22 protein-coding genes are annotated in these 25,106 nt (G+C 47.5%); 16 read left to right on the top strand and 6 right to left on the bottom strand.

Annotated elements, in window-relative coordinates; genetic code table 11:
- The first annotated feature begins 285 nt into the window (after positions 1-285).
- The 4 genes from ABRS97_RS11795 (at position 286) to rplT (ending at position 2,936) form a co-directional block, all read left to right on the top strand.
- Positions 286-1,518, top strand: a complete 1,233-nt coding sequence (locus ABRS97_RS11795) for a glycosyltransferase family 2 protein (RefSeq protein ID WP_367814034.1) — start codon at positions 286-288, stop codon at positions 1,516-1,518.
- 283 nt (positions 1,519-1,801) lie between these two features.
- A complete protein-coding gene (infC, locus tag ABRS97_RS11790) occupies positions 1,802-2,302 on the top strand; it encodes a translation initiation factor IF-3 (protein WP_367814032.1) in 501 nt (166 codons plus the stop codon).
- A gap of 31 nt (positions 2,303-2,333) precedes the next feature.
- On the top strand, positions 2,334-2,531 hold the full coding sequence (rpmI, locus tag ABRS97_RS11785; RefSeq protein ID WP_367814030.1) for a 50S ribosomal protein L35: 198 nt from the start codon (positions 2,334-2,336) through the stop codon (positions 2,529-2,531).
- A gap of 45 nt (positions 2,532-2,576) precedes the next feature.
- Positions 2,577-2,936, top strand: coding sequence for a 50S ribosomal protein L20 (gene rplT / locus ABRS97_RS11780; protein ID WP_367814028.1), 360 nt, complete (start codon positions 2,577-2,579; stop codon positions 2,934-2,936).
- A gap of 54 nt (positions 2,937-2,990) precedes the next feature.
- Here the strand turns inward: rplT and ABRS97_RS11775 are convergent, their stop codons facing one another.
- The 3 genes from ABRS97_RS11775 to ABRS97_RS11765 are packed head-to-tail and all read right to left on the bottom strand — an operon-like array spanning position 2,991 to position 6,909.
- Positions 2,991-4,088, bottom strand: a complete 1,098-nt coding sequence (locus tag ABRS97_RS11775) for a GerAB/ArcD/ProY family transporter (protein WP_367814026.1) — start codon at positions 4,086-4,088, stop codon at positions 2,991-2,993.
- 32 nt (positions 4,089-4,120) lie between these two features.
- A complete protein-coding gene (locus ABRS97_RS11770) occupies positions 4,121-5,350 on the bottom strand; it encodes a Ger(x)C family spore germination protein (RefSeq protein ID WP_367814024.1) in 1,230 nt (409 codons plus the stop codon).
- Positions 5,351-5,376: 26 nt separating this feature from the next.
- The gene (locus ABRS97_RS11765; protein ID WP_367814022.1) at positions 5,377-6,909 is read right to left on the bottom strand and encodes a spore germination protein; all 1,533 of its coding nucleotides are present in this window, start codon (positions 6,907-6,909) and stop codon (positions 5,377-5,379) included.
- Positions 6,910-7,430: 521 nt separating this feature from the next.
- Here ABRS97_RS11765 and ilvB point away from each other — a divergent pair.
- The 8 genes from ilvB (at position 7,431) to leuB (ending at position 17,760) form a co-directional block, all read left to right on the top strand.
- Positions 7,431-9,176 carry a biosynthetic-type acetolactate synthase large subunit gene (ilvB, locus tag ABRS97_RS11760; RefSeq protein ID WP_367814020.1) on the top strand — a complete coding sequence of 582 codons (1,746 nt, stop codon included), beginning with the start codon at positions 7,431-7,433 and terminating at the stop codon, positions 9,174-9,176.
- The gene (ilvN, locus tag ABRS97_RS11755) at positions 9,176-9,664 is read left to right on the top strand and encodes an acetolactate synthase small subunit (protein WP_367814289.1); all 489 of its coding nucleotides are present in this window, start codon (positions 9,176-9,178) and stop codon (positions 9,662-9,664) included. The genes ilvB and ilvN overlap by 1 nt, the downstream gene beginning before the upstream one ends.
- Positions 9,665-9,821: 157 nt before the next feature.
- Entirely contained in the window at positions 9,822-10,814 is a 993-nt protein-coding gene (ilvC, locus tag ABRS97_RS11750; RefSeq protein ID WP_367814018.1) for a ketol-acid reductoisomerase, read from the top strand.
- A 325-nt stretch (positions 10,815-11,139) separates the two neighbouring features.
- Complete coding sequence (locus ABRS97_RS11745; protein ID WP_367814016.1) at positions 11,140-12,687, top strand: 2-isopropylmalate synthase; 1,548 nt, start codon at positions 11,140-11,142, stop codon at positions 12,685-12,687.
- 93 nt (positions 12,688-12,780) lie between these two features.
- Entirely contained in the window at positions 12,781-13,977 is a 1,197-nt protein-coding gene (locus tag ABRS97_RS11740; RefSeq protein ID WP_367814014.1) for an aminotransferase-like domain-containing protein, read from the top strand.
- 898 nt (positions 13,978-14,875) lie between these two features.
- Positions 14,876-15,646: a class I SAM-dependent methyltransferase gene (locus tag ABRS97_RS11735; RefSeq protein WP_367814012.1), complete on the top strand. Its 771-nt coding sequence runs from the start codon at positions 14,876-14,878 to the stop codon at positions 15,644-15,646.
- Between the two features lie 64 nt (positions 15,647-15,710).
- Positions 15,711-16,508 (top strand): VanW family protein, encoded by a 798-nt coding sequence (locus ABRS97_RS11730; RefSeq protein WP_367814287.1) that lies wholly within the window; start codon positions 15,711-15,713, stop codon positions 16,506-16,508.
- Positions 16,509-16,680: 172 nt separating this feature from the next.
- On the top strand, positions 16,681-17,760 hold the full coding sequence (gene leuB, locus ABRS97_RS11725) for a 3-isopropylmalate dehydrogenase (protein ID WP_367814010.1): 1,080 nt from the start codon (positions 16,681-16,683) through the stop codon (positions 17,758-17,760).
- 97 nt (positions 17,761-17,857) lie between these two features.
- Here the strand turns inward: leuB and ABRS97_RS11720 are convergent, their stop codons facing one another.
- Both ABRS97_RS11720 and ABRS97_RS11715 read right to left on the bottom strand, forming a co-directional pair.
- Complete coding sequence (locus tag ABRS97_RS11720) at positions 17,858-18,592, bottom strand: SDR family oxidoreductase (RefSeq protein ID WP_367814008.1); 735 nt, start codon at positions 18,590-18,592, stop codon at positions 17,858-17,860.
- A gap of 71 nt (positions 18,593-18,663) precedes the next feature.
- A complete protein-coding gene (locus ABRS97_RS11715; protein ID WP_367814007.1) occupies positions 18,664-19,254 on the bottom strand; it encodes a Crp/Fnr family transcriptional regulator in 591 nt (196 codons plus the stop codon).
- Positions 19,255-19,376: 122 nt separating this feature from the next.
- Between ABRS97_RS11715 and ABRS97_RS11710 the strand changes: the two genes are divergently transcribed.
- The 4 genes from ABRS97_RS11710 to ABRS97_RS11695 all read left to right on the top strand — a co-directional run bounded on the left by ABRS97_RS11710 (position 19,377) and on the right by ABRS97_RS11695 (position 22,913).
- Entirely contained in the window at positions 19,377-19,925 is a 549-nt protein-coding gene (locus tag ABRS97_RS11710) for a peroxiredoxin (RefSeq protein WP_367814005.1), read from the top strand.
- A gap of 83 nt (positions 19,926-20,008) precedes the next feature.
- Positions 20,009-20,401 (top strand): glycine cleavage system protein H, encoded by a 393-nt coding sequence (locus ABRS97_RS11705; protein WP_367814003.1) that lies wholly within the window; start codon positions 20,009-20,011, stop codon positions 20,399-20,401.
- Between the two features lie 97 nt (positions 20,402-20,498).
- Entirely contained in the window at positions 20,499-21,275 is a 777-nt protein-coding gene (locus ABRS97_RS11700; RefSeq protein ID WP_367814001.1) for an ABC transporter ATP-binding protein, read from the top strand.
- Between the two features lie 3 nt (positions 21,276-21,278).
- Positions 21,279-22,913, top strand: coding sequence for a hypothetical protein (locus ABRS97_RS11695; protein ID WP_367813999.1), 1,635 nt, complete (start codon positions 21,279-21,281; stop codon positions 22,911-22,913).
- Between the two features lie 47 nt (positions 22,914-22,960).
- Here the strand turns inward: ABRS97_RS11695 and ABRS97_RS11690 are convergent, their stop codons facing one another.
- A complete protein-coding gene (locus tag ABRS97_RS11690; protein WP_367814286.1) occupies positions 22,961-24,922 on the bottom strand; it encodes a glycoside hydrolase family 15 protein in 1,962 nt (653 codons plus the stop codon).
- Positions 24,923-25,106 lie beyond the last annotated feature (184 nt).

The raw sequence follows: 25,106 nt of genomic DNA, 5'->3' as shown, positions 1-25,106 counted from the left end.
CCCGGTACCACGTTAGTTCGTCTAAATGGTGAACTTTTGGTGCACAATAAAATGAAAAACGATGAAAACAGGACTGTAACGATCTGATTTCGAGCACACACTGCCTCTTCTTTTCACATTCCCCATAAACCTGAAATTAGCGGCTTATTTTCGGTTTTTGCAGGCTTTGACAAATTGGGGGAAAGAGAGGAAAATCAAGAACGGCTATTCACCTGTACATAATTGCGTAGAAGCATACAAATAGAGAGCTCGTGCGCATTAAACAAAAAGGGGGACTTTTGCTTCATGCTGGACAATATTATGATTACCTTTCAAATTGGCTTGGCTTTAGTTGGCGCGTATCAATTGTTTTTAACTTTTTTTGGCTGGTATCGACCTAAAAACAAGAAAAAATTCGCCCCTCAGAAATCGTTCGCGGTTCTCGTTGCTGCCCACAACGAAGAGCAGGTGGTAGGCGCTTTGATTGAAAACCTGAAGACTTTGGACTATCCCAAAGAACTCTATGATATTTTTGTCATCTGCGATAACTGTACAGACAGCACGGCTGACATTGCCCGCAGTCATGGGGTATATGCAATGGAGCGTCATAACCCGAACCTGAGAGGGAAAGGGTATGCGATCGAATGGATGCTGAAGGAGCTTTGGAAGCGCGAGCGCCAGTATGACGCTGTTGTTATGTTCGATGCCGATAACCTGGCAAGTCCAGATTACTTGATTCACATGAACAATGATCTTTGCTCCGGCTCTAGAGTGATTCAAGCTTATCTGGATAGCAAGAATCCAACGGACTCTTGGGTCACCGGTTCCTATGCCATTTCGTACTACTTTGCAAACCGTTTTTGGCAAATGCCACGTACAAACCTCGGACTCGCTAACTATTTAGGCGGTACGGGTATGTGTTTTGAGGCAGGCCTTCTGAAACAAATCGGCTGGGGAGCAACCAGCTTGGTTGAAGATTTGGAGTTCTCGATGCGCTGCATCAAGCTCGGCATTCGCCCGACATACAATTACGAGGCTTTCGTCTATGACGAGAAGCCGCTCAAGTTCAAAACCTCTGCTAAACAGCGTCTGCGCTGGATGCAGGGACATTTCGATGTAGCAAAACGTTACTTCTTCCCGCTCTTATGGCAAGGGATTAAAGAAGGCAGTTGGACGAAAATCGACGCGGCTATCTATTCGGTTAACGTATATAACTTTTTCTTCGGGGCGATTATAACGGTGATGTTCTGGATCCGTTCGATCACTCCTGGATGGTCCAGCGTGCCGATGCTGGCCGATCAGAACCCGATTCTATTCAACGGGGTAAGTATTGCTCTGTTTGCGCTCCTGCCGATCTCCATGCTGATCGAGAAGGCGCCTTGGAAGGTTTACAAGTATCTGATCCTTTATCCGATCTTCATGCTGTCTTGGTCGCCGATCACGTTCTATGCCTTCTTTACGCAAAACAACAAGCAATGGAGCCATACGGAGCATACACGTGTTATTCGCTTGGATGAAATGAAAAAGCAAGCCAGCTAGCTGGGTGATTAATCGTGCTTAACAGGCTAGCCGTCAATTACGAAGTTGTTGTGTTGACTTCTCTAGAATGAAGTGATATAGTATTTCAAGTAAAAGCAGAGGCGCCCGCTTCTCACCTGACCGACAAACGTTGGCTGGTCCGAAATGATCATCTTGGATGTACAATAGGTTTGTATGAACCTGTTCTTGATGAAGATGTGGGCCCATTGCGCCCGCATCTTTTTTTGATATATAGAGAGCTTTACATACTTTGTGGAGGTGAAACATTATTAGCAAAGACCATATGATTAATGACGAGATTCGCGTGAAGGAAGTACGCCTGATTGGGGCGGATGGAGAACAACTCGGTATTACGCCGATTCGCGAAGCTCTTCAAATTGCACTCGATGCCAACTTGGATTTGGTGAACGTCGCTCCGACGGCGAAACCGCCCGTATGCCGCATCATGGATTACGGTAAGTTCCGTTATGAAACACAGAAGAAAGAAAAAGAAGCCCGCAAAAATCAGAAGATCGTGGATATCAAAGAAATTCGCTTAAGCGCGACAATCGATGAGCACGACTTCCAAACGAAGCTTCGCAACGCCGTGAAGTTCCTCGGTGAAGGGGATAAAGTAAAAGCAAGCGTACGTTTCCGTGGTCGTGAAATCGCCCATGCCGAAATCGGCCGCCGAGTGCTTGAGCGACTGGCTACCGAAACTGCTGAGATCTCCTCGCAGGAGCGCGCTCCTAAGCTTGAGGGAAGAAGCATGATTATGATCTTAACGCCGAAAGCTACAACCTAGGCGAGTTTACTAAATTAGGAGGAACACCAACATGCCAAAAATGAAAACTCACAGCAGCTTGAAAGATCGTTTCAAAATTACCGGCACAGGTAAAGTGAAAAGATATAAATCAGGCAAAAACCATTTGTTGTCCCATAAGTCCGCACGTACTAAACGCGTTCTTGCAACAAATCCAGTGATGGCAAAAGGCGATTTCAAACGCCTGAAACAACAACTCGCTAACATCTAATTTTTAATTCGAACATTATTTATACATTCCAGGAGGTAGTTGACAATGGCAAGAGTCAAGGGCGGATTCGTTCGCGCTCATCGTCGCAAGAAAATTTTAAAACTAGCAAAAGGTTACTTCGGTTCCAAACACCGCTTATTTAAAACAGCTAAAGAACAAGTAATGAAATCTTTGGTTTACGCATACCGTGACCGTCGTCAAAACAAACGTAATTTCCGCAGACTGTGGATTACTCGTATCAATGCTGGCGCGCGCCTTAACGGCTTGAGCTACAGCAAATTGATGCACGGCCTGAAATTGGCTGGTATCGACATCAACCGTAAAATCTTGGCTGATCTGGCTGTTAACGACGCGAAAGCGTTCAACGACTTGGCAGCAGCTGCAAAAACAAAAGTAAACGCGTAAGCTTCGCTTCGCGCCTCAAAAAGCTTGTCCCATTATGGGGCAAGCTTTTTTCAATTATACTTCCTTAGGGGCTGGCTGAACGGGTATCTTGCGAATGAGAATGGCAATGAACATCATCAGCGGAATCAGTACCTGGAAAATGGGAAAGAGCTTGACACTCACTTTTAGACCCAGCCAAACGTGATAGGTGTAATCAGGCTCGAGAAAAGAAGTGATGAATATGACAGTCCCCACAGCGAAAATTGGAAGTTTGCTCTCCCATCCCATCAGTCTGGACAGCGCAAAAGAAGCAGCCCAGTAGAAAGCCGTCATTTTGACGAACAGGCCCAGGAACAGGAGTAGTGTCACGAGAACATCGAGGCGCTCTAAGACCTCTCCGACTTGAATCAGCTGAACGGTTTGCAAGAAGGGCAAGGTGCTGTTTCCGATTAAAGTAGGTCCCAGAACCATTACATCCATCATGTTCATCATCGTAAGGAAAAGGGCTACGCTAATGTAGGCGACGATGCTAAACCGCTTTACCCTTTGTTTGTCATGGAGTAAATGCCACATCATCAAGAAGATGACCATTTGTCCGAAAGGGAATGAAACGATGTCTGGGAACGCCGCTTTGAGTACGGGAACGATCCCGTTTTCCAGAACAGGTCTAATCCGGTCGAAGCTAATTAGCTTTGAGCTCAATATGAGAATGACGAGAATGGTATAGCTGCAAATCACGATGGGCGTCAAAATTTCCACGACGCGGCAGAAAGTTTCAATCCCCATGGCGATGGCATAAAGGGCTAATAGGATGACAATTAACATAATAACAAACTGAGGCGTCTGGGAAAGTAGTGTCACGGTCGTGATTTCTCCAAAATCACGCAAATTCCTCATGGACTCATAAGCAAAATAAATAATAAAGCAGCCTCCCATGAAGCTGCCAAACAATTTGCCAAAACAGATTCGAAGCAGACCGATCAAATCATGATCGGGAGCCCTGCTCTGGATGAACAGATACATGAAGAGCAGGACCAAGCCGACTGAAGCGGCTGCAAGCATGGTCAACCAGGAATCTTGCTTGGCTTGGCTGCCTAGGGCAAATAACGGCGTGCTTCCGATTTGAAAAAGCACGGTCATTACGGCAATCTGATATTTGCTGATCTGTATCACGATTCTATTGTCACCCTTTCTCCCGATTTTGATTATTCGTCCTTACCGTTGATGAGATTGACGAATGGCTTGGTGCTCATCCCTAGTCGTTTAATATTAATTTGGATGGAGGTTTCCATGGGGATTTGTGCAAATTGATTGTCCCAGTCTCCTGAGAATTGTTTCCAGTACTTCGGATCTTTCCTATGAATGTGGCCTCCGAAATCCAGCACATCCGCTTTCATATCTTTGGCCTTTTGCAGCGCTGTTTGCATGATAGAATCCATTTCCTGGTTAATTAATTTCTCCATGGCGTGAATGCCTTCCGGCTTGGTTACGTCGATGCCGCAACCGTTCTCGATGAGCTGAGAGGATGCGCGAACATCGGCTTTCATGACCCATCCGCCATTGATTCGCACAGGAGTCAGATGGGTCTTGGCTTGATAAACACGAACAGCTGCTTGACGTTGTTTATCTCCCGGTGTGCAGCCGAAGATCAATAGGGACTGGTTAACGTGGTTCGTAATCCAGTTAATGCCATAGGCTTCCTGATTGGACATCCATCCGATCAATTTATCTTTTTTGAAAATACCTAGACGCCCCATCTTCAACTTGCTGTCAAAGACGGTGCTTTTCATCGCGTCGATGGAGGTGGACTTCCCCTCTTTACCTGCTATGAAGACTTCAGGAATGGCTGTGTAACCGGAGTCTCCGCCCATACCCATAGCCAACTGGTAGATCATAACTTGTTTCAGGGAAGAGCCCTGTTTATCCTCGTTAAGGAGCATATTTTGCAGCGAGCTGCCAGGTATTTTCTCCATAGGTACAAGTTGTTCTAATATTTTTCTGCCAGTTTCCCTAGTTACAAAAACACTGACGGTTTCGCGGGCGCTTGAGCTCCTCAAGTAGATATCAAGCATTTGGACAATACCCTTGCGAGCAGCTTCTTCGCCAATGATAACCACGCGATTGTGAGCAAAAAAGAGCGAACGCGGCATTTCCAAGCTTGCATGCTGGTTGGCTGATTGAATGGAGTCTCCGGTTGTCGAGAATACCATGACAGGAGCCTGCCGATTGGAACCGCCTCCGGCATTTTGGCTGGAAATCGATTGTGGAATGACCAACTGGTAGGAGACCGTCCAGTGGTCTTGGTCCCAGTCGATTGCGGTTGCCGAAGTAATGCCGATTTTATTCAGTTCGGTTCGATCCCAGCATCCCGCAAGGAACAGGCAGATGATGAGCGCAGTGAACCCTTTGAAGACCATGCGTGGTTTGTTCAACATCGTGCATAGCCCCCCTTGCAGAGTTATCATGATTTGTTTTTCTTCGTAGATGCCGATGGCCGATCGGCGGGTTGTCTGTTAATGTTTTTGGTCATAACCGTGGGGCGGGTTTTCAATTTCCACCAAGGCAAACGAATGAGTATATCTTTCATATTTGGTTTAACAAAAGGAGCAAAAGGGGACAGATAAGGAATGCCGAACGATTTGATGGAGGCCATATGAATCAAAATAGCCATGCAGCCGGTTAATATGCCGAATAAACCGAGAGATCCCGCAAGAAGCATGAGTAAGAAGCGTATTAACCGAGCAGCTACTGCCAAGTTAATAGCCGGAGTCACAAAGTTGGAAATAGCCGTAAAGGAAACAACAATGACCATGGCTGCAGACACGAGTCCGGCTTGAACGGCAGCTTGGCCAAGAACGAGCGCGCCTACGATGGAAATAGCGGGTCCGACGACTCTTGGCATCCGTACGCCCGCTTCCCTTAGCACCTCGAATGTAATTTCCATCAGGAATGCCTCCACTAGTGCAGGGAAGGGAACGCCTTCACGCTGGGCTGCCAGGCCAACGAGCAGAGTGGTAGGCAGCATTTCATGATGAAATGTGGTGACTGCAATGTAAAGAGACGGCAGCAGCATGGAGGTTATGAACGATACGTATCGGATTAAGCGTACAAAGGACGCAATATCGTACCTCTGATAATAGTCCTCGCTTGATTGTAGAAATTTAAAAAAGGTAACGGGAGCCAGCAGAACAAAAGGCGTTCCGTCAATCATGATGATGATTTGGCCTTCCAGAATCCCTGCCGCTGCGGCATCAGGCCTTTCCGTGTTCATAAGCGTCGGGAATGGCGTGTATATTTTATCTTCGATAAACTCCTCGATATAGGCGCTCTCCAGGATGCTGTCGGTATCGATAGCGTGTAAGCGGCGTTTCAATTCTTCTAGTACTTGTTCGTTGGCTACGCCGTCCAAATAAGCCACATTCACTTCTGTCTGGGTGTACCGGCCGATCTTTAAACTTTCAAAGCGAAGATCAGGCGATCTGATTTTTCTTCGCAGCAGCATGGTGTTGGTTCTTATATTTTCGGTGAAGCCTTCCTTCGGCCCCCGGATGACAGTTTGTGTTTGGGGCTCTTCGATGGAACGTGTTTCCGAGCCCGACGTATTGGCTAATAGGGCCTCGTCAACCCCGTCAATGAGGATTGCGGTATCACCATGCAATACAGCAGCCAGTACAGATGAGTCATGTTCTGCTGTCGACAATTTGCCAATGGAGAGGATTTGCTGCAGCACATCGCGGATGCCTATATACTGCTCGTTGACCTTATCCGTCTCTTGAACAGCCAGGAGAGGTTGGATGAGATGCTCATGGATTGAATCTGAATGAACTAGGCCGTCGATATAAACAAGAGCTAATGAACAATGTTCCTGAGACAGCTTCATATCAAGAAACCGGATAATCACATCGGGACTGTTGCCGAGTCGGGACTGAAGCATATTCACATTGCTCAGCAAATCCGCTGATAACGGGAGCGCAGGTTTCTTGGACGAATTCATCAGCAGTCCCCCCTAACTTCCTGAATTGGTATTATCTTCTCTCGCCGTAATTTGTTTTATTCAAACCAGACTATTGACTATTGCTCGGGGGATGCATATAATTATCTACAAATCATATTCTATATGGTGATTCAACACTATCGAATCGGCTATGAAGAGGAAGAAGTAACAAGGGCACTTATGCGCAGAGAGCGTTGGGCTTGCTGAAACCATCGCCTTAATCCCTTACTTACGAGGTCACCTCGGAGCTGTTTTCCTGAAACGCGCGGCACAGCCGCTATGCAGTAGGGAGAATCGGAATAGCACACGTTACCGTGCTGAGGGTATTGTTCCTTAGGGATCATACCTGCTAAGGCTATGTGCTGTGAGGCGCGTAGCAAATTTGGGTGGTACCACGGAAGCTTTAACCCCTTTCGTCCCGTTAAACACGTCACGTGCGTGTTCGGGATGATTGGGGTTTTTCTTATTTTCAAAGAAGCTTGATGATTCACAGGGACTGACTTTTTGAGAGGAGGATCACAATGAATGTTCAAACTGAACCAAAACGGTCAAAAGAAGAATTGATTACAAAGCTGACACAGCCGGATCTGATTACAGGATCGGAGATACTGCTCAGAAGCTTATTGCTGGAGGGTGTGGATTGCGTCTTTGGTTATCCAGGCGGCGCTGTTTTGTTCATCTATGATGCCATGCATGGCTTTTCTGATTTTAACCACTTACTGACAAGACACGAGCAAGGGGCCATTCATGCTGCTGACGGATATGCACGTTCCACTGGCAAAGTTGGCGTATGTATTGCAACTTCCGGACCGGGGGCAACGAACCTCGTCACTGGAATCGCTACAGCATATATGGATTCCGTTCCACTGGTTGTTATTACAGGAAACGTAGCTACAAATTTCATTGGTACGGATGCTTTCCAAGAGGCTGACATTACTGGCATTACGATGCCGATAACGAAACACAGCTATCTGGTACGGGATGTAGAGGATCTGCCGCGCATTATTCATGAAGCTTTCCATATTGCGAACTCAGGTCGTAAGGGTCCGGTTCTCATTGACATACCAAAGGATGTATCCGCTCATAAGACTGTGTTCAAACCAGTCACTGATGTGAGCATTCGCGGTTATAACCCGACGGTTCAACCGAACAAGCTGCAAGTAGATAAGCTGATCAAGGCGATAGAAGAAGCGGAACGTCCGGTTATTATCGCAGGCGGCGGCGTTGTCTACGCGAATGCTTCCGAAGAATTAATTGAGTTTGTAAATAAAACACAGATTCCGGTTGCAACGACCTTGCTTGGATTAAGCGGCTTCCCAAGCGCACATGAGCTTTGGATGGGGATGCCGGGCATGCATGGAACGTATACGGCTAACTCGGCGATTCAAAATGCGGATCTGCTGATCTCCATCGGTTCCCGATTTGATGACCGTGTGACGATGAACCTGAACGGTTTCGCTCCGAAAGTGAAGAAAATCGCGCACATTGATGTTGATCCTGCCGAAATCGGGAAAAACGTGAAGACCGATATTCCTTGTGTTGGAGATATTAAAGTGGTTCTGGAATACGCGAATACGAAAGCGAAGCCTGCAAAGAGCGCAGCTTGGATCGCGGAAATTCAGGAGAGCAAAGAGAAGTTCCCGCTGAAATATGACCAAAGAGACGATCAATTGAAGCCGCAATTTGTGGTCGAGATGATCAGTGAGACGACAAAAGGTGAAGCGATCATAACAACGGACGTTGGGCAGCACCAAATGTGGGCAGCTCAATTCTACCGGTTCAAAAATCCTCGCTCGCTGGTTACTTCCGGCGGACTCGGCACGATGGGCTTCGGATTCCCTTCGGCAATCGGTGCGCAAATGGGCAATCCGGATAAGCTTGTAGTATCGATTAACGGTGATGGCGGCGTGCAAATGTGTGCGCAGGAACTTGCTATCTGCGCGATTCACAACATTCCGGTGAAGATTGTTATTATTAACAATCAGGTGCTGGGCATGGTTCGTCAGTGGCAGGAAATCATCTACGATAACCGTTACAGCCACATCGATCTGGCGGGCAGCCCGGACTTCGTGAAACTGGCTGAAGCATACGGCGTAAAAGGCTTGCGTGCTACGACAAAGGAAGAAGCTCGCAAAGCTTGGCAAGAAGCGCTTGATACGCCAGGACCGGTCGTTATTGATTTCGTTGTTCCAAAAGGCGAGAACGTCTTCCCGATGGTTAAAGCGGGCGACACAATAAGCGACATGTTAATGGGGGATTCGGAATGATGATAACTAAGCATACGGTTTCCGTACTCGTAAACAATCAGCCTGGCGTTCTGCAACGTGTATCCGGCCTGTTCGGACGCAGAGGCTTTAATATTGAAAGCATCACCGTAGGAGAGTCCGAAGAAATCGGACTTTCCCGGATGGTCATCGTCACGACGGGTGACGATGACACTTTGGAGCAAATCTCCAAACAATTGTACAAGCTTATCGATGTCATCAAGGTTGTCGATCTTAGCTCGAACCCGATGGTAGCCAGAGAGCTTGCGCTTATCAAAGTAAATGCAGAACCAACGATGCGTCCAGAGATTCTCGGGATCGTCGAAACGTTCCGCGCGGCGGTTGTTGATATCGGGCCTAATTCAATTATCGTGCAAGTTGTCGGAGATTCAGATAAAATAGATGCTATGGTCGAATTGCTTCGCCCTTATGGCATTCGTGAGCTTTCCCGTACGGGAGCCACGGCAATGATTCGCGGTTTAGTACGATAAGCAAGTTGAACCATAGTAAGGAATTAGCGGGCAAAGCCTCCTTGAGTGGGGCTTTCAGCGATGTACCCTTTAGTGCTCCAATAGGGTAAATCGTTGAAACACCCATTCAAGGGGTAGACAAATACGGATTCATCATATCAAAGGAGGATTTATTCAAATGGCAGTTACGACTTATTATGAAAAAGATGCAGACTTAGCGGTATTAAAAGGTAAAACAATCGCAGTTGTTGGTTATGGTTCCCAAGGGCACGCACAAGCACAAAACTTGCGTGACAGCGGATTGAACGTTATTATCGGTCTTCGTGAAGGCCGTTCTTGGAACACAGCAAAAAATGACGGTTTCGAAGTTGTATCCGTTGAAGAAGCGGCAAGACGCGCTGACGTGATTCAAATCTTGATGCCGGATGAAACACAAGCTCGCGTATACCGTGAGTCCATTGCACCTAACATGAAAAAAGGCGCAGCTTTGATGTTCTCCCACGGCTTCAACATTCACTTTGGACAAATCGTAGCTCCAGAAGGTACGGATGTATTCCTGGTTGCTCCTAAATCCCCAGGTCACATGGTACGCCGTACGTATGTAGAAGGCTTTGGCGTTCCTGGTTTGATCGCAATCGAGAAAGACGCTACTGGCAACGCAAAAGCAATCGGTCTTGCTTATGCAAAAGGTATTGGCTGTACACGCGCAGGGGTTATTGAAACTTCCTTCCGTGAAGAAACAGAAACTGACCTGTTTGGTGAGCAAGCCGTTCTTTGCGGTGGTGCTTCTGAACTCGTTAAAGCAGGTTTCGAAACATTGGTTGAAGCTGGTTATGCACCTGAAATGGCTTACTTCGAGTGCTTGCACGAGCTTAAATTGATCGTTGACATGATGTATGAAGGCGGACTTGCTTCCATGCGCAGCTCCATCTCCAACACTGCGGAGTACGGTGACTATGTAACTGGCCCTCGTATTATCACAGCTGAAACGAAGAAAGCAATGAAAGAAGTGCTTTCCGATATCCAACAAGGTAAATTCGCTCGCGACTTCATCTTGGAAAACCAATCCAACTTCGCTTTCATGAATGCAACTCGCCGCAACGAAGCTCAGCACCCAATCGAGGTTGTTGGCGGTCAATTGCGTGAAATGATGCACTGGATCAAAAAGTAATTGTAAGCACTTATAGGTATTAACATACACAGGGAGTGATTGGGATGGATTTCCCAATCGCTCCCTGTAAATACTATTTAGACGAGTAAAGTTTTAGTGTTAAATCTTTAAAACCTTCTTCGAGAAGCCCAGTGGAGGGCTCAGTATTTGCCGGAAAAGCGTCAGCGTTCGCCTTTGAAAACTTATCCCTACCTTTTGAATTTAAGTTGGATGAGGGGATAAGTTTTCAACAGCGATTGGAGGCAAATGCTGAAGACCGGAACGGTCTAACTTCTTGGAAGTACTGTTTTAACAAATTTACAAGAAACTCTTAGGAGGTGACACGGTGCGTAAAATTTACATCTTTGATACAACTCTGAGAGACGGAGAACAATCGCCCGGCGTGAACCTGAACGTGCAGGAAAAGGTTGAGATTGCGCTGCAATTGGAGAAGCTGGGCATTGATCGGATGGAGGCCGGCTTTCCTGCGGCATCGCCAGGTGATTTGGCAGCTGTCAACGCAGTTGCCAGAGCCGTCAAGAACGCTTCGGTTATCGGTCTTTCCCGATCCCGGGAGCAAGATATCGAAGCCGTAAGAGAAGCACTGCAGGGCGCGCAAGATCCATGCATCCATCTTTTCCTGGCAACATCGCCAATTCATCGCCAGTATAAACTGAAGATGGAGAAGCACCAGGTGCTGGAGACGGCTGAGGCGGCTATCAAATATGCGAAGAAATATTTTAGCAAAATTGAATTCTCCTTAGAGGATGCAGGACGTACGGAGCTGGATTTCATCGCGGAAGTAACGGCAATGGCTATCAAAGCAGGCGCGACGGTTGTAAATATTCCGGATACAGTCGGGTATATGACACCGTACGACTACGGCAATATTTTCAAAATGGTGAAGGAAACCGTGCCTGGCATTGAGAAGATTCAACTGAGCGCGCACTGCCATGACGACCTCGGCATGGCGACTGCGAACGCGCTGGCGGCTGTGTTGAATGGTGCTGATCAAATCGAAGGCACTATCAACGGCATCGGCGAGCGGGCAGGCAACACCTCGCTCGAGGAAGTGGCGCTTGCGCTTGAAACGCGCCAAGAGTTTTTCCAAGCGAAGACATCGCTTGTGCTGAGCGAGATCTACCGCACCAGCCGCTTGGTCAGCAAGCTGACCGGCATGGTGGTGCCAGGCAACAAAGCGATCGTCGGCGCTAACGCGTTCGCCCATGAGTCCGGCATTCATCAGGATGGCATGCTGAAGGAGAAAACGACCTACGAGATTATCTCTCCTGAGACAATCGGTGTCAAAGAGAGCAAGCTCGTGATGGGCAAACATTCGGGCCGCCACGCGTTCCGTGAAAAGCTGATCGACCTTGGCTACGATCTTGGTGACGAGCAGATCAATGCCGCTTTTGCCAAGTTCAAGGATCTGGCAGATCGCAAGAAAAATGTAGAAGACGAGGACATCCGCGCGTTGATCGAAGAAAAACTGATCGAGACGCCGGAAGTGTTCGCGCTCGGCACGCTGCAAGTAGCGTACGGCAACCAAATGACGCCGACCGCTACCGTGCATGTTCGTCTTCAAGACGGCAGCGAAATCGCTGAAAGCGCAGTCGGCAACGGCTCTGTCGATGCGATTTACAATGCCATTGACAAAGTGACGAAGGAAGAAGTCGAGCTCGACGATTACTCGATCAAATCCGTTTCACATGGTAAAGATGCGCTCGGAGAAGTACACGTGGTACTAAAACAAAACGATGTATCTGTTCAAGGCCGCGGCATTTCTACTGACATTCTTGAAGCAAGCGCCAAAGCCTATTTGGATGCAGTGAATAGACTCATTGAAAAAAGAAAAACGCCAACGAGCAATAGAAGCAACGTCACGTTGATTTAACGACAAGCTTCTAAAGCTCAGCAAGATGAGCACCTCACCTCCATCTGAAGAGAAGTGGGGTGCTTTCTACAACCTTGAGAGGATGCGCCCGTTATGAAGTATCGATTTTCCAAATCGTTGGAAGGTTTCTCCTCTTCGGCAGTAAGAGAAATCTTGAAGTTAACACAAGGCAGCTCCATTATTTCCTTCGCAGGCGGTTTGCCGGCTGAGGAGTTTTTCCCGCTGGATGCTGTGAGCGACGCGTTCAAGCGCGTTATCGCTGGTGGCAAATCAGCGCTGCAATATGGATTAACCGAAGGCTACATGCCGCTGCGCGAATCCCTTTGCCGCCGCATGGCTGCCAAGAATATGCACGTAACGCCGGACAAAATGCTGCTGACAACAGGCTCTCAACAAGCAATCGATCTTCTCACACGGTCTTACATTGACGAAGATGACGTTGTTCTTGTCGAACGCCCGACCTATTTGGCAGCAATTCAAGTCTTTCAAGCCAAAGGCGCTAAAGTGTATTCCGTTGACAGCGATAACGACGGGATGCTCCTGGATGACCTCGCGGTGAAAATTGCGAAGCATAACCCGAAGATGGTTTACGTCATCCCTACTTTCTCGAACCCTGCGGGCCGCGCATGGAGTCTGGAACGCCGTCAAGGCTTGCTGGATTTATGCCGCAAACATGAAGTGCTGATTCTTGAGGATGATCCGTATGGGGAGATCCAGTTTGATGAATCGGAGAGCTACCCTACGATCTACTCCTTAGGCGGATCTGAGGAAGGCGGCTGCGTAGTCTATACCAGTACGTTCTCCAAAACGGTAGCTCCTGCATTCCGTACAGGATGGGTAATGGCGGACAAAGCTATTATCAGTCAAATGGCGCGGTTTAAACAATCGGCTGATTTGCACTCGAGCACGATCGATCAGCAGACTCTTTATCATTTGCTCGAGCATTTTGATCTGGATGCGCATATTTCGCTCATTCGCGAACATTATCGCGATCGGATGAAGTTCATGACAGGCTTGCTAGCTGATTTGAAATGGCCTGGTTTAACATGGGAAGAACCGAAAGGCGGCATGTTCATCTGGGTGGAGCTTCCGGAACAAATCCGGGCAGAGGATCTTCTCAAAATTGCGGTAAAAGAAGGTGTGGCTTTCGTGCCTGGCTCCACATTTTTTGCTGAAAATCCGAAATACAATACGATGCGTCTCAACTATACGCACACGGATCGCGAAACTACGATTCTTGGCATGCAGAAGTTGGCTAAGGCAATGGAATCATATTTACAAAATGCATAATGGAAGTCAAAGATACCCGCAGGCTTGGTAACAGGCGCCGCGGGTGTTTTTTTGGTCAGAATGTTTAAATCCTTTACAGAACTAAAGCGTCAGGTATGTATGTGACGAGCTCGCAGAGCGGAGAGATTCCGCACGCATCGTGGGGTACGAGCATTTGATAGGATGGACGAAGAAGATCCGAAGATTCGGAAGCATCACAGCGGTTTGGATCGCCCCATACCGCCTCAATCTTCGATAGATTGTCTATTTTGCACGGGTGAGTGGAACGTGGATGCGTTAAGAGGCGGTATTTACGGCTGTAGGGGCATTTCGCGGAACTACCGTACCTTATGAGCAGGAAATGCTGGGTTGTAGGCACCATTGCGCTCATTTAACGCACCCTAGTTCCTCTTCAGGGGGAGAAAAGGGACGTTATGGTGGAATAAGGCTTCGTAGTTCCGTTGATATCGCTGTGCATAGGGAATTGGCGATCCGGCAACACCTCCTCGGTTTTCTTGCGAAACTAGCGGAGGCGAAATGTACCCGGAATCTAACAGGGGTGTTGATGGGTTAGGAATACCGGATGGAAGACAGGTTAATCAAAAGAGAAAGTGGAAGGCAGCACAAAAGTAGAACAGAGGGAATGGATATGGGGTGGAAAAGCGATAGCGGCCGCCTTTAAAGGCGTGTTCGCACCACCTTGTCCAATCAAGGAACACGACTTTAACAGCGGTTGGAACCCCATATCCAATTTCCTCCCCATGCCTGGCGTATGGGATTAGACAAGGTTCCCTTGCGTTATTTTGTGAGTTTAAACACTATAGGTAATACCTATCAATATGATTTGTTTTATATATTTCACCAATTTCCAATTTTATGTAACAATAAGTTTACTACATTTTTCGAGGGGGTATAAGCGATGGGATCGACGCATAGTTGGAAGCCGGAATTATACGATAATAAATTAGGTTTTGTTTCACAGTTTGGAAAAGGTGTGGTCGAACTGCTCGATGCACAAAAAGGGGAACGCATACTTGATTTGGGTTGCGGGACAGGTGATCTAAGCAGTGAGATTGCTCAATCTGGCGCTTCGGTCATTGGGATGGATTATTCGGAACGTATGGTTGAAAAAGCGCGCCAAAAATACCCGAACCTTGAATTTGTTACTGGCAATGCAGAGTCGTTTGCTTTGGATGCGCCTGTGCAGGCAGTCTTCTCTAATGCGGTACTGCATTGGGTGAAGGATGCGGAAAGTGTGGTCGCTAGCGTTTGGAACGCATTGGAGAAAGGTGGACGTTTTGTTGCGGAATTTGGCGGGAAAGGTAACGTAGAGCATATTGTGCGTGGAATTTATGATGTGCTCTCCCAAGATTACGGGATTGATGCAAGCCAGCGCAATCCTTGGTACTTTCCGAGCATAGGGGAATATAGTTTATTACTTGAAAAACAAGGGTTTCGAGTGACCTATGCGGCTCACTTTGATCGTCCTACGCAGTTGGAAGATGGTGAGAATGGGCTTTTTCATTGGTTGAATGGTTTCGCCGCTGATGAATTTTTCAAGAATATCCCTGCATCGGATAGAGGATCGATTTTTGAGAAGATAGCACATGCCGCAAGACCAGCCTTATTTGCTGACGGGGTTTGGTTCGCCGACTATAAACGGTTAAGAATTGTAGCTATTAAAGAATAAACGATCCCTGGAAATTGAATAAAGGATGGGGAGCAACGTGCTGAAACCGATTCATCGAAGCAAAATGAGGCTATATCTCGGGAAAAAGGTATTTCGTCTGAGACGCTATCTTCGCTGGTATCTGGACGGCCGGTCTTATGCAAAAGTCAGGCAGGCGGAGCCGTTCGGTTACCGAGTATTCACCCACCAAACGCCGCTGCTCAGACAGTTGAAAGATGTGGATATGTGGCTTCAGTTTAACAAAGTTACCAATCTTCATCTTGCTGCCAAACAGATTAGCGGCATTGTGCTGGAGCCAGGTGAGACGTTCTCCTACTGGCGCTTGATCGGTAATACGACGCGCAGAAAAGGGTATGTAGACGGCATGGTGTTATTTCATGGGAAGGTGCAGACAGGAATTGGCGGCGGGTTATGCCAGCTGTCCAACTTGATTTACTGGATGACGCTGCATACGCCGCTAACCGTAACAGAGAGATATCGGCATAGCTATGACGTGTTTCCCGATTCGGGCAGGAGTCAGCCGTTTGGCAGTGGGGCGACCTGTTTCTATAATTATCTCGACTTGCAGATCCGCAACGATACGAATGAACGATATCAGCTTTTTGTTCATCTCACAGAGACGAATCTCGACGGGGAATGGCGAGCGGAGCAACCGCCTGTGTATACGTACGAAATATACGAGAATAAGCACTGGATTACGCAAGAATATTGGGGCGGGTATGTGCGCCATAATGAAATTTATCGCAGGGTGGTTAACAGACAGCGGGAAGTTGTCAATGAGGAATGGATAACCGATAATCATGCAATAATGATGTATGAGCCCCTGTTGCCGCAAGGGACCTCGCCAACACCCGAAATATAAAGAAAATGCAATGTATATGCCATTTTTAATGCTTAGGTTTATAGGCGATTCCTATAAAAGCAATAGCTTTTATATCTAAGTATAAGAAGCCAGTTATGGTACAATGAGATCAGCATATATGCTTATGAGGCAAGAGTTGCTTACACAATACTCTAAGGAGTGAAGGATAGTCATGGCAGAAGTTAAAAAAATCGCTGTAATCGCTGGTGACGGAATCGGTCCAGAAGTCGTTGCAGAAGCGGAAAAAGTATTGAAACGTACCGAAGAATTGTTCGGATATCAATTTGAAACAGAGCATGCCTTGTTCGGAGGGATTGCCATTGATGAGAAAGGCACTCCGCTTCCGGAAGAAACGCTGAAAGTTTGCCAATCGGCAGATGCTGTTCTTTTAGGAGCAGTTGGCGGTCCAAAATGGGACAACAACTCCAAGGAGCTTCGTCCTGAGACTGGCCTTCTTGGCATTCGTAAAGCGCTTGGACTGTTCTCAAACATTCGTCCGGCTGTCATTTTCGACTGCTTGAAAGAAGCTTCCACGTTGAAGCCCGAAGTTCTGGAAGGCACAGACCTAATCGTTGTGCGTGAATTGACTGGCGGCATCTACTTCGGTGAGAAATTCCGCCGTGAGACGGCTAACGGTCAAGAAGCTGTCGATACTTGCGCATATAACGTTGCTGAGATTGAGCGTATTGCTCGCCAAGCTTTCGAAATCGCTCAAACGCGCCGCAAGAAGCTGGCTTCCGTCGATAAAGCGAACGTTCTGGAAACTTCTCGCCTCTGGCGCGAAACAGTGAACCGGATCGCTGTAGATTATCCGGATGTTGAACTGGAACACGTGCTCGTAGACAACTGTGCAATGCAATTGCTGCGCCGTCCATCCAGCTTTGACGTTATCGTTACAGAGAACATGTTTGGCGACATTCTGAGCGACGAAGCAGCGATGCTGACAGGTTCCATCGGCATGTTGTCCTCCGCTTCGCTTGGCGAAGGCAGTTTCGGGCTCTACGAGCCGGTACACGGTTCCGCGCCTGATATTGCTGGACAAGGCATTTCCAATCCAATCGCAACGATTCTTTCCGTTGCACTCATGTTCCGCCTGACTTTCGGATACCACGAAGCAGCGGATTCCATCGAGCGCGCTGTAAAAGAAGTGCTGGATGCGGGTCACCGCACAGGCGACATCGCTGTGGATAAGAGCAAAGCCATTGGTACTGTTGCAATGGGTCAACTGATCGTAGACGCTATGCGTAAATAAAAAAAAGAGCTTGCCGGAAGCGCAGAGATTGCCCGTCCGGTGAGCTCTTTTTTGCAATTAGGACTTACTTTGCGCGGGCGCAGAGCCATCCATTGATTTATCTGTCACGCATAATGCGATCGGCGACGGCGGGAGCCAATCGGTTGATGAGGTTCAGCAGCTTGACTTTGCCGATGCGGATTTCATAACGGTTGCGTTCGAAAGCGTTGATAAATTCGTCTGTCAGTTGATCAGGCGAAATTTTGCCTTTGCCGCGGCCTTGAGTCAATTCAGTGTCGACCAGAGGCGGAATGATTTCAAACACTTTGACAGTGGTGTCCGCAAGCTGATAGCGAAGGCTTTTGGTAAAAATATGTATGGCCGCTTTCGTCGCGCAGTATACGGGAGCTTCCTTCTTGGGAACGAGGCCGAGCCCGGATGACACATTGACGATAGCGGCTTCCGGCTTCTTTGCCAAATGAGGCAGGAAGGCGCTGCACATCTGCATGGCTGAGATGAGGTTAACCCGGATTTCCCGATTGATTTTAACCGGAATATCGGGCTCCGTCAGCCAGTTATAGCGGAACTGGATACCGGCGTTATTGATGAGAAGATTCAGATCGGGATGCTCGGCGATCAGTTTTTCGGCGAATGCTGGCAGAGCTTCCAGATTGTCAAGATTACACGCATAAGGTATAAGAGTCGGGCAGGATTGAACCGCTTGATTCAGCTTTTCCTGACTGCTGCTGGCGATAATGACTTTATTGCCGAGTTTGGAGAGCCTTGTTGCCAGCGATAACCCGATACCGGCTGAACCGCCTGTAATAAGCACGCAATGACCAGATAATTTCATAGGAATCGTATCCTTCCGTAAGAGTTGCCTTCAGCATATTACAGAAAGGACCGAAGCTTCATTAACCCAGGTTAATGAAATTGCTTTTTTAGCTTGGAGCGAATCCGGCTAAGCGCGACGGGCGTCATGCCCAAATACGATGCGATATGATGCTGCGGAAACTGATCCTCCCACGGGCCAAACTCATTGAGGAAGATGAGGTAGCGCTCCTCTGCGGAAAGTGTCAACAGCTGCATCTCCCTGCGCTCCTTCTTGATATACAACCCTTCGGATACAAGCCGGGCGACACGCTCCCAAACCGGATCGACGGCGGTTAGCGCCTTGAAGTCCGAGAACCGGGCCTTGAGCAGTTTGGAAGACTGTAGCGCCTGAATGGAAATGGACGAGGGGCATCCTGTCAAAAGTGCGCTGTAGGAGGTGACAAAATCGCCTGCGGCACCAAGCGTCTTGACGCGTTCCCTGCCTTCGAAGGTGCTGTAATACATGCGAAAGCTGCCCGACAGACAGAAGTAAAGATGCTCGACCCGGTCGCCAGCCCTTAGCAGATGTACATTTTTTTCGATGGCGAATGCTGTGAATAAGCTGAAGAAACGCTGCTTCTGTTCCCACGATAAGGGATGGAGTGCATCCAGGTAATGTTCGAGGGCGCTAGTTTCGTTCATTTTCAACCTCACTTTATTATGATAATAATTATTAATTAATATAAAATCTAATTATTGACTTTCAAGTAGTCGGATGTTACCATTTTATATGATAAAGATAGATTTGAGGAGGAATTATACACATGGCAGAGCGTTTAGTTGGTAAACAAGCTCCAGATTTTACAATGGAGACAGCTACAGGTGATGGCAAAGCGTTTGGTAAAGCTTCATTGTCCGATTACAAAGGAAAATGGTTAGTATTGTTCTTCTACCCATTGGATTTCACATTCGTGTGCCCTACAGAAATTACAGCATTGAGCCATGCAGCTAGCCAGTTCAAAGAACTGGACACTGAGATCCTTGGTGTTTCGATCGACAGCATCCATACGCACAAAGCTTGGATCAATACGCCAATCAATGACAACGGTCTTGGCAAATTGGAATTCCCGCTTGCTGCTGACATCACGAAATCCGTAGCTCGTGACTACGGCGTTCTGATCGAAGAAGAAGGTATCGCGCTTCGCGGTCTGTTCATCATCGATCCAGAAGGCGAACTGAAATACGAAGTTGTTAACCACAATGACGTAGGCCGCAGCGTAGAAGAAACGCTTCGCGTGCTTCAAGCGCTTCAATCCGGCGGTTTGTGCCCAATGAACTGGAAACCAGGCGACAAAAATCTGGTTGTAAAATAAGATTTATCAATTATGAAGAAGCTCCTCCGGCTGGCATGCGAATGCGGGCTGAGGAGCTTTTTCTCCGTTGGAGGCGAATGGACGTGTCAGTTCCAGCACATTTGAAATATACAAGGGATCATTTCTGGATACGAATAGAAGGGGATCGGGCGATTATCGGCTTAACCGATTACGGCATTATGGAGCTAGGGATGGTAGTGTTCATCGAGCTGCCCGAAATGGGGACGTTTGTGCAGAAAGGGCAGTTTCTGGGTACAATTGAAACAATTTCGGACGATGAACACGATACGTTCGCTCCGTTATCTGGTCAAGTTGTGGCTGTGAATTTGCTTTTGGATAGATCTATACACATGCTCCATGAATCTCCTTACGATAAAGGGTGGCTATACTCGCTCAAATTCTCCGAAGAGGCTGAACTCGAGCAACTTTGGGATGCTCAGACGTATGAGAGAGCGTATGAGGAAGTGAACGAATAGCGAGTATGAACGTGTCGTTCAGCCATAATAGGTAGATTTTTCCATCTTATTTCTGCTATCATTAGTGGATGCGGCAAAAAGAAAGCAGGTGGAAGCTATGGAAAACGTACTGTCTATTAGAGAACTGCGGATGAAATACGAGGACAGATATGTATTGCGGGGCATTGATCTGGAGGTTGGACGTGGACAAATTATCGGCTACATTGGCCCTAATGGCGCTGGTAAGAGCACCACAGTGAAGATCATGCTAGGTCTGGTAAGCGGCTATTCAGGGGAGATTCGCATATTTGGCAAAGATATCGCTAATGGGGATGTCGCCTATAAAAAAAGGATCGGATATGTCCCGGAAATCGCGGAACTGTATGATAACTTAACGGCATCGGAGTATTTGACATTCGTCGGAGAGCTATATGGCATGGATTTTGATGCAGCTGACCACAAATCGCGCCGTTTGATGCGTCAACTGGGAATGGAAGATGTATATCACTCGCGCATAGCTTCTTATTCCAAGGGTATGAAGCAGAAGGTGATGCTGATCTCCAGCTTGCTTCATAACCCTGATTTGTTGTTTCTCGATGAGCCGTTAAGCGGTCTGGATGCAAACAGTGTCATGGTTGTTAAGGAGATTCTGACGCAGCTTGCGAAGATGGGCAAAACGATCTTTTATTCCTCGCATATCATGGATGTTGTGGAGAAAATAAGCTCGCGCATTATTTTGCTGAACGGCGGCGAAATTGTTGCAGATGGCAGCTTCGAGGCATTGAAGGAGCAAAGCAAGGAAGGATCATTGGAGCAAATTTTTAATCAGCTGACAGGGTTTCACGAGCATCAGGCAATTGCTGAGCATTTTGTCTCCATTGTACGTGAGGATTAGCCCATGGAAGATTTCCGAACACTTCGCATACTGGACCGCTGTCAATGGATGTTCACCAGGCTGGGGACCGATTATCCGGTCATGAGACGTATTTTACAAATGAAGCTGACCATGGATGGTCGAAGAAGCGCAACGATTTTGCTAAACTCCAACAGAAAAAAGAATGATTACAACGTCAACGAGCACAGCAACCAATTTATTAAATCCTTATGGTTCTATGCACTAATGGGGCTGATGATGGTTCCCCTTCTGCTCATGGGGAAACACTACCTGTTTCAGATGAGTCTTGTCTTCGGGATGTTCTCGTTTATCATTATGACGACGATGATTGCTGATTTTTCATCGGTCATGTTGGATGTGCGCGACCATCAGGTGCTGCTGACGAAGCCGATCAACCGGCGTACGATCAATGCAGCGAAGACAGTTCACGTGATCATATATTTGTTATTTCTTACGGGAGCGCTCATGGCGGCGCCGTTGGCGGCTGCTCTTTTCCGTCATGGCATCTCATTCACACTCCTGTTTTTAGCGGAAATCGTACTGCTGGACTTATTCTTCGTTGTACTGACGGCGCTCATCTATTTATTCATTTTGCAAATATTTGACGGAGAAAAGCTGAAGGATATCATTAACTATGTCCAAATCGGCTTGACGATTGCCATAACGATTGGCTATCAGCTGATCTCCAGATCGTTCGAAATTGTCCAATTGAACATTGTATTTCACTTGAAATGGTGGCAAGTCCTTATTCCTCCAGTATGGTACGGATCACTGATGGAAATGCTGTTCGAGGGGAATCTGGATAAAGTGCATGTGGCATTCTCCGTGCTTGCCGTCATCGTTCCGATCCTGGCCATTGTCATCTATATACAATGCATGCCAGCATTTGAACGCAATCTCCGCAAGCTCGCTTACCAGAGTGGAGGAGCTGCCTCCAGCGGCAGACTGCGATCCGATCGCTTCCTCAACTGGTTATGCGCGGACAAGATGGAGTGGGCTTTTTTCCGATTTGCTGGAAAGATGATGAAGACTGAGCGTGAATTCAAGCTGAAAGTCTACCCGTCCCTTGGATTTTCGATTATATTGCCCTATATTTTCCTTTTCACTACGTTGAGGTATTCATCCTGGGCTGAAGTGTCTGCCAGCAGTGGGTACTTATACATCTACTCTTCGCTGCTGCTTATTCCTACTGTGATCATGATGCTGCGGTATTCAGGGACTTATAAAGGGTCTTGGATCTATGGAGCGGCACCTCTAATAACCACAACGGCGCTGTATAAAGGCGTATTGAAAGCCGTCTATGTCAAATTATTTTTGCCGATGTTTGTTGTGGAAAGCATCATACATACGGCGGTTTTTGGATATAGAATTATTCCCGATCTTGTGGCTATTGCCATCGTTGCCAGTTTATACGGGATGATTTGCTTCCGAAGCATGAAGCAAGGATTGCCTTTCTCAGAATCGTTCGAATGGGCCCAGAAGAAGGATGGTTGGAAGGTATTTCCATTAATTCTACTAATCGGTGGCATTGGATTTTTGCATTATGGAAGCACGATGTTTCCCTATGGCGTGTATGCATTCATCGCTGTAAGCGCCGCACTGAATGTGTGTCTATGGAAGTTCGGATTTCGCCGATAACAGAACAAAAATCCCGCCCTCACAGTCGAGAGAACGGGATTTTTTGATTATTTAACTAGCTGTTTGTATTTGTTCAAATACTTTACGACAGTCAACACATACGTGGCATGAGACCAAGTGAGCGGAGCAACGGATACAGGATCTCCTGTAAATGGATCCAATTGCTCAGGCAGAACGCCGCTTTCCATCGCATGCTTGACGACCCATTCCAAGGTTTTGCGTGGGGATTCCAGATCGGCAAGCGTTTTGGCGTATTCGATTTCCCACTCGGCAATCCATAACGTGCAGATGATCCAAGGATTTCCAGGGACGTTGTCGATATCGGTGGAGCGCTGGAAGTAATAATCGTGATGATAGCGGGCGGAGCCTCCGATTTCGGTTTTGATCATGAGGCCGTCTTTGTTGGCTTTCATCGTACTCACGACACGTTCATCGTCAGCAGCCAGGACGCCGAATTCGAAAATGCCATAAACCGAGCTCTCCAGCGTCATATCCTTGACCCATTCGCCGTCTTCCAGATACAAGCCGCGAACGAAGCGGCCTTCGTTCTCATCCCAGAGGTGGTTAAGGATACCGGCTTTGATTTTCTCCGCCGTGTGCTTATACCGATTGCTTCTTTCCTCATCCCCGAACAAGTTGCTGAAGTTGGAAGCGGCAATAAGTCCGCCATACACAGCTGAAGCCGTGAAGGTGTAAATGCCGTAGCGTTCTTCCCATAGATCGTAGCTGGGTTTCGGCAAGTTCAGCTCCTGATCGATGTAAGTGGACATAAATCTCGCCGCTCTGCGAATCAGGTTGCGGTAAAGGGACTGTGCAAACTCCAGGCTTCCATGCTTCTGGAAATCCTGCCAGAGCGCGAACAAGACCAGGGCTGTTTCGTCTTCTTGAATCGGCAGCTGCACCCGGCCTGAATGAATGTAAGGATGCCAGCTGGACCCGACGGTGCCGTCAGGATTGTATTTATGGTGCAAATAACCTTCAGCCGACAGAACGTTGGCGCAGAAGTTGAAGAAGGGGATGATCATGCCCTGATAGCCAGCCATTGACATGGAATAAGCAATTAATGCGCCATCCCTCGGCCACATGTAGCTGTAGTGATCGCGATTGCTCTGCATAATATCCGAATCATTAGCGGCAATGATGGCGCCGTTCACGTCGGTTTGGGTTCTGACGAGCAGCAGGCTTTGTTTGAAAAGACGTTGAACGTTTAATGGCAAATCCCCGTAGTCGCGTTCGGATTTATTTGCCCAGCGCTGCCAATAAACCGTAATGCGGTCAAGCAGCTTACCGGGATGGCTATCTTTGACGTACGTATCGAGCGTTTTTACTTCCTCAAGCGTTTTGCCTGCGCCCATCCAGTAATACATCGTCTGATTCGCCTCCGGAGGTACGAAAAGCCGGAAGGAGATCGTACTGTCAACAGACCCTTGCGCAATGGCATTGCCCATCAAGTGACCATCCTCAGCGTCACGCCACGTACCTTCGGCATTATAGAACCTCTTGACACCTGTAGAATACTGGAAAATGCCCTCTGTTCCCGTGCTGCCATTAAACATGAAATATCTATCTTTCTTATAATGAAAAACCGTATTCGTTGTTGGATAGTAAGCGGCCGTATCTCCAACTTCTGTTTCATTAATGAGCAAATCCTGGTTGAAAAACATACGGACTTCACGTACGGTGTTTTTGTGATTCGTGATTTGAATGCGTTTCAAATAGATGTCCTCGCGCTGATGTACGCCGTCATTCATGAGCAGGGTGATGCCAAGATCGGGATGTGTTGCCGTGACCTCGGTGACGAGTGAATCTTCCACATAGCCAAGCTTGAATTGCCATTCGGGGGCATTGAGCCATGCAAATGCGCCATCTACCCATATACCTACACGGCACTGATAGCCGCCGATATGGTTAAGCTGGCCTACGTAAGGATAATACAGATCGCGCATGTAGGAATGCTGATCGAGGTTAATAAGAAATTTTCCATTTCCGATGACCAGATGTCTAGGCAAATCATCACTTCCCCACTCTTTTGTTTGGATCGCGAATAAGAACCCGTCCGTAAGGTATCCAATGTGGATATCGCGTCTCTCGTTTTGCATGGATAGGACATTTATCAGCACAGGGCTTGCCACTAGGTTACCTAATTATTACCAAGGAATCAATCATTCTTTGAAAATATTCTGAAAATTCGAA

Source organism: Paenibacillus tabacirhizosphaerae (assembly GCF_040812395.1).
GTDB lineage: Bacteria > Bacillota > Bacilli > Paenibacillales > NBRC-103111 > Paenibacillus_E.
This window is presented reverse-complemented; position numbering and strand designations above follow the sequence as displayed.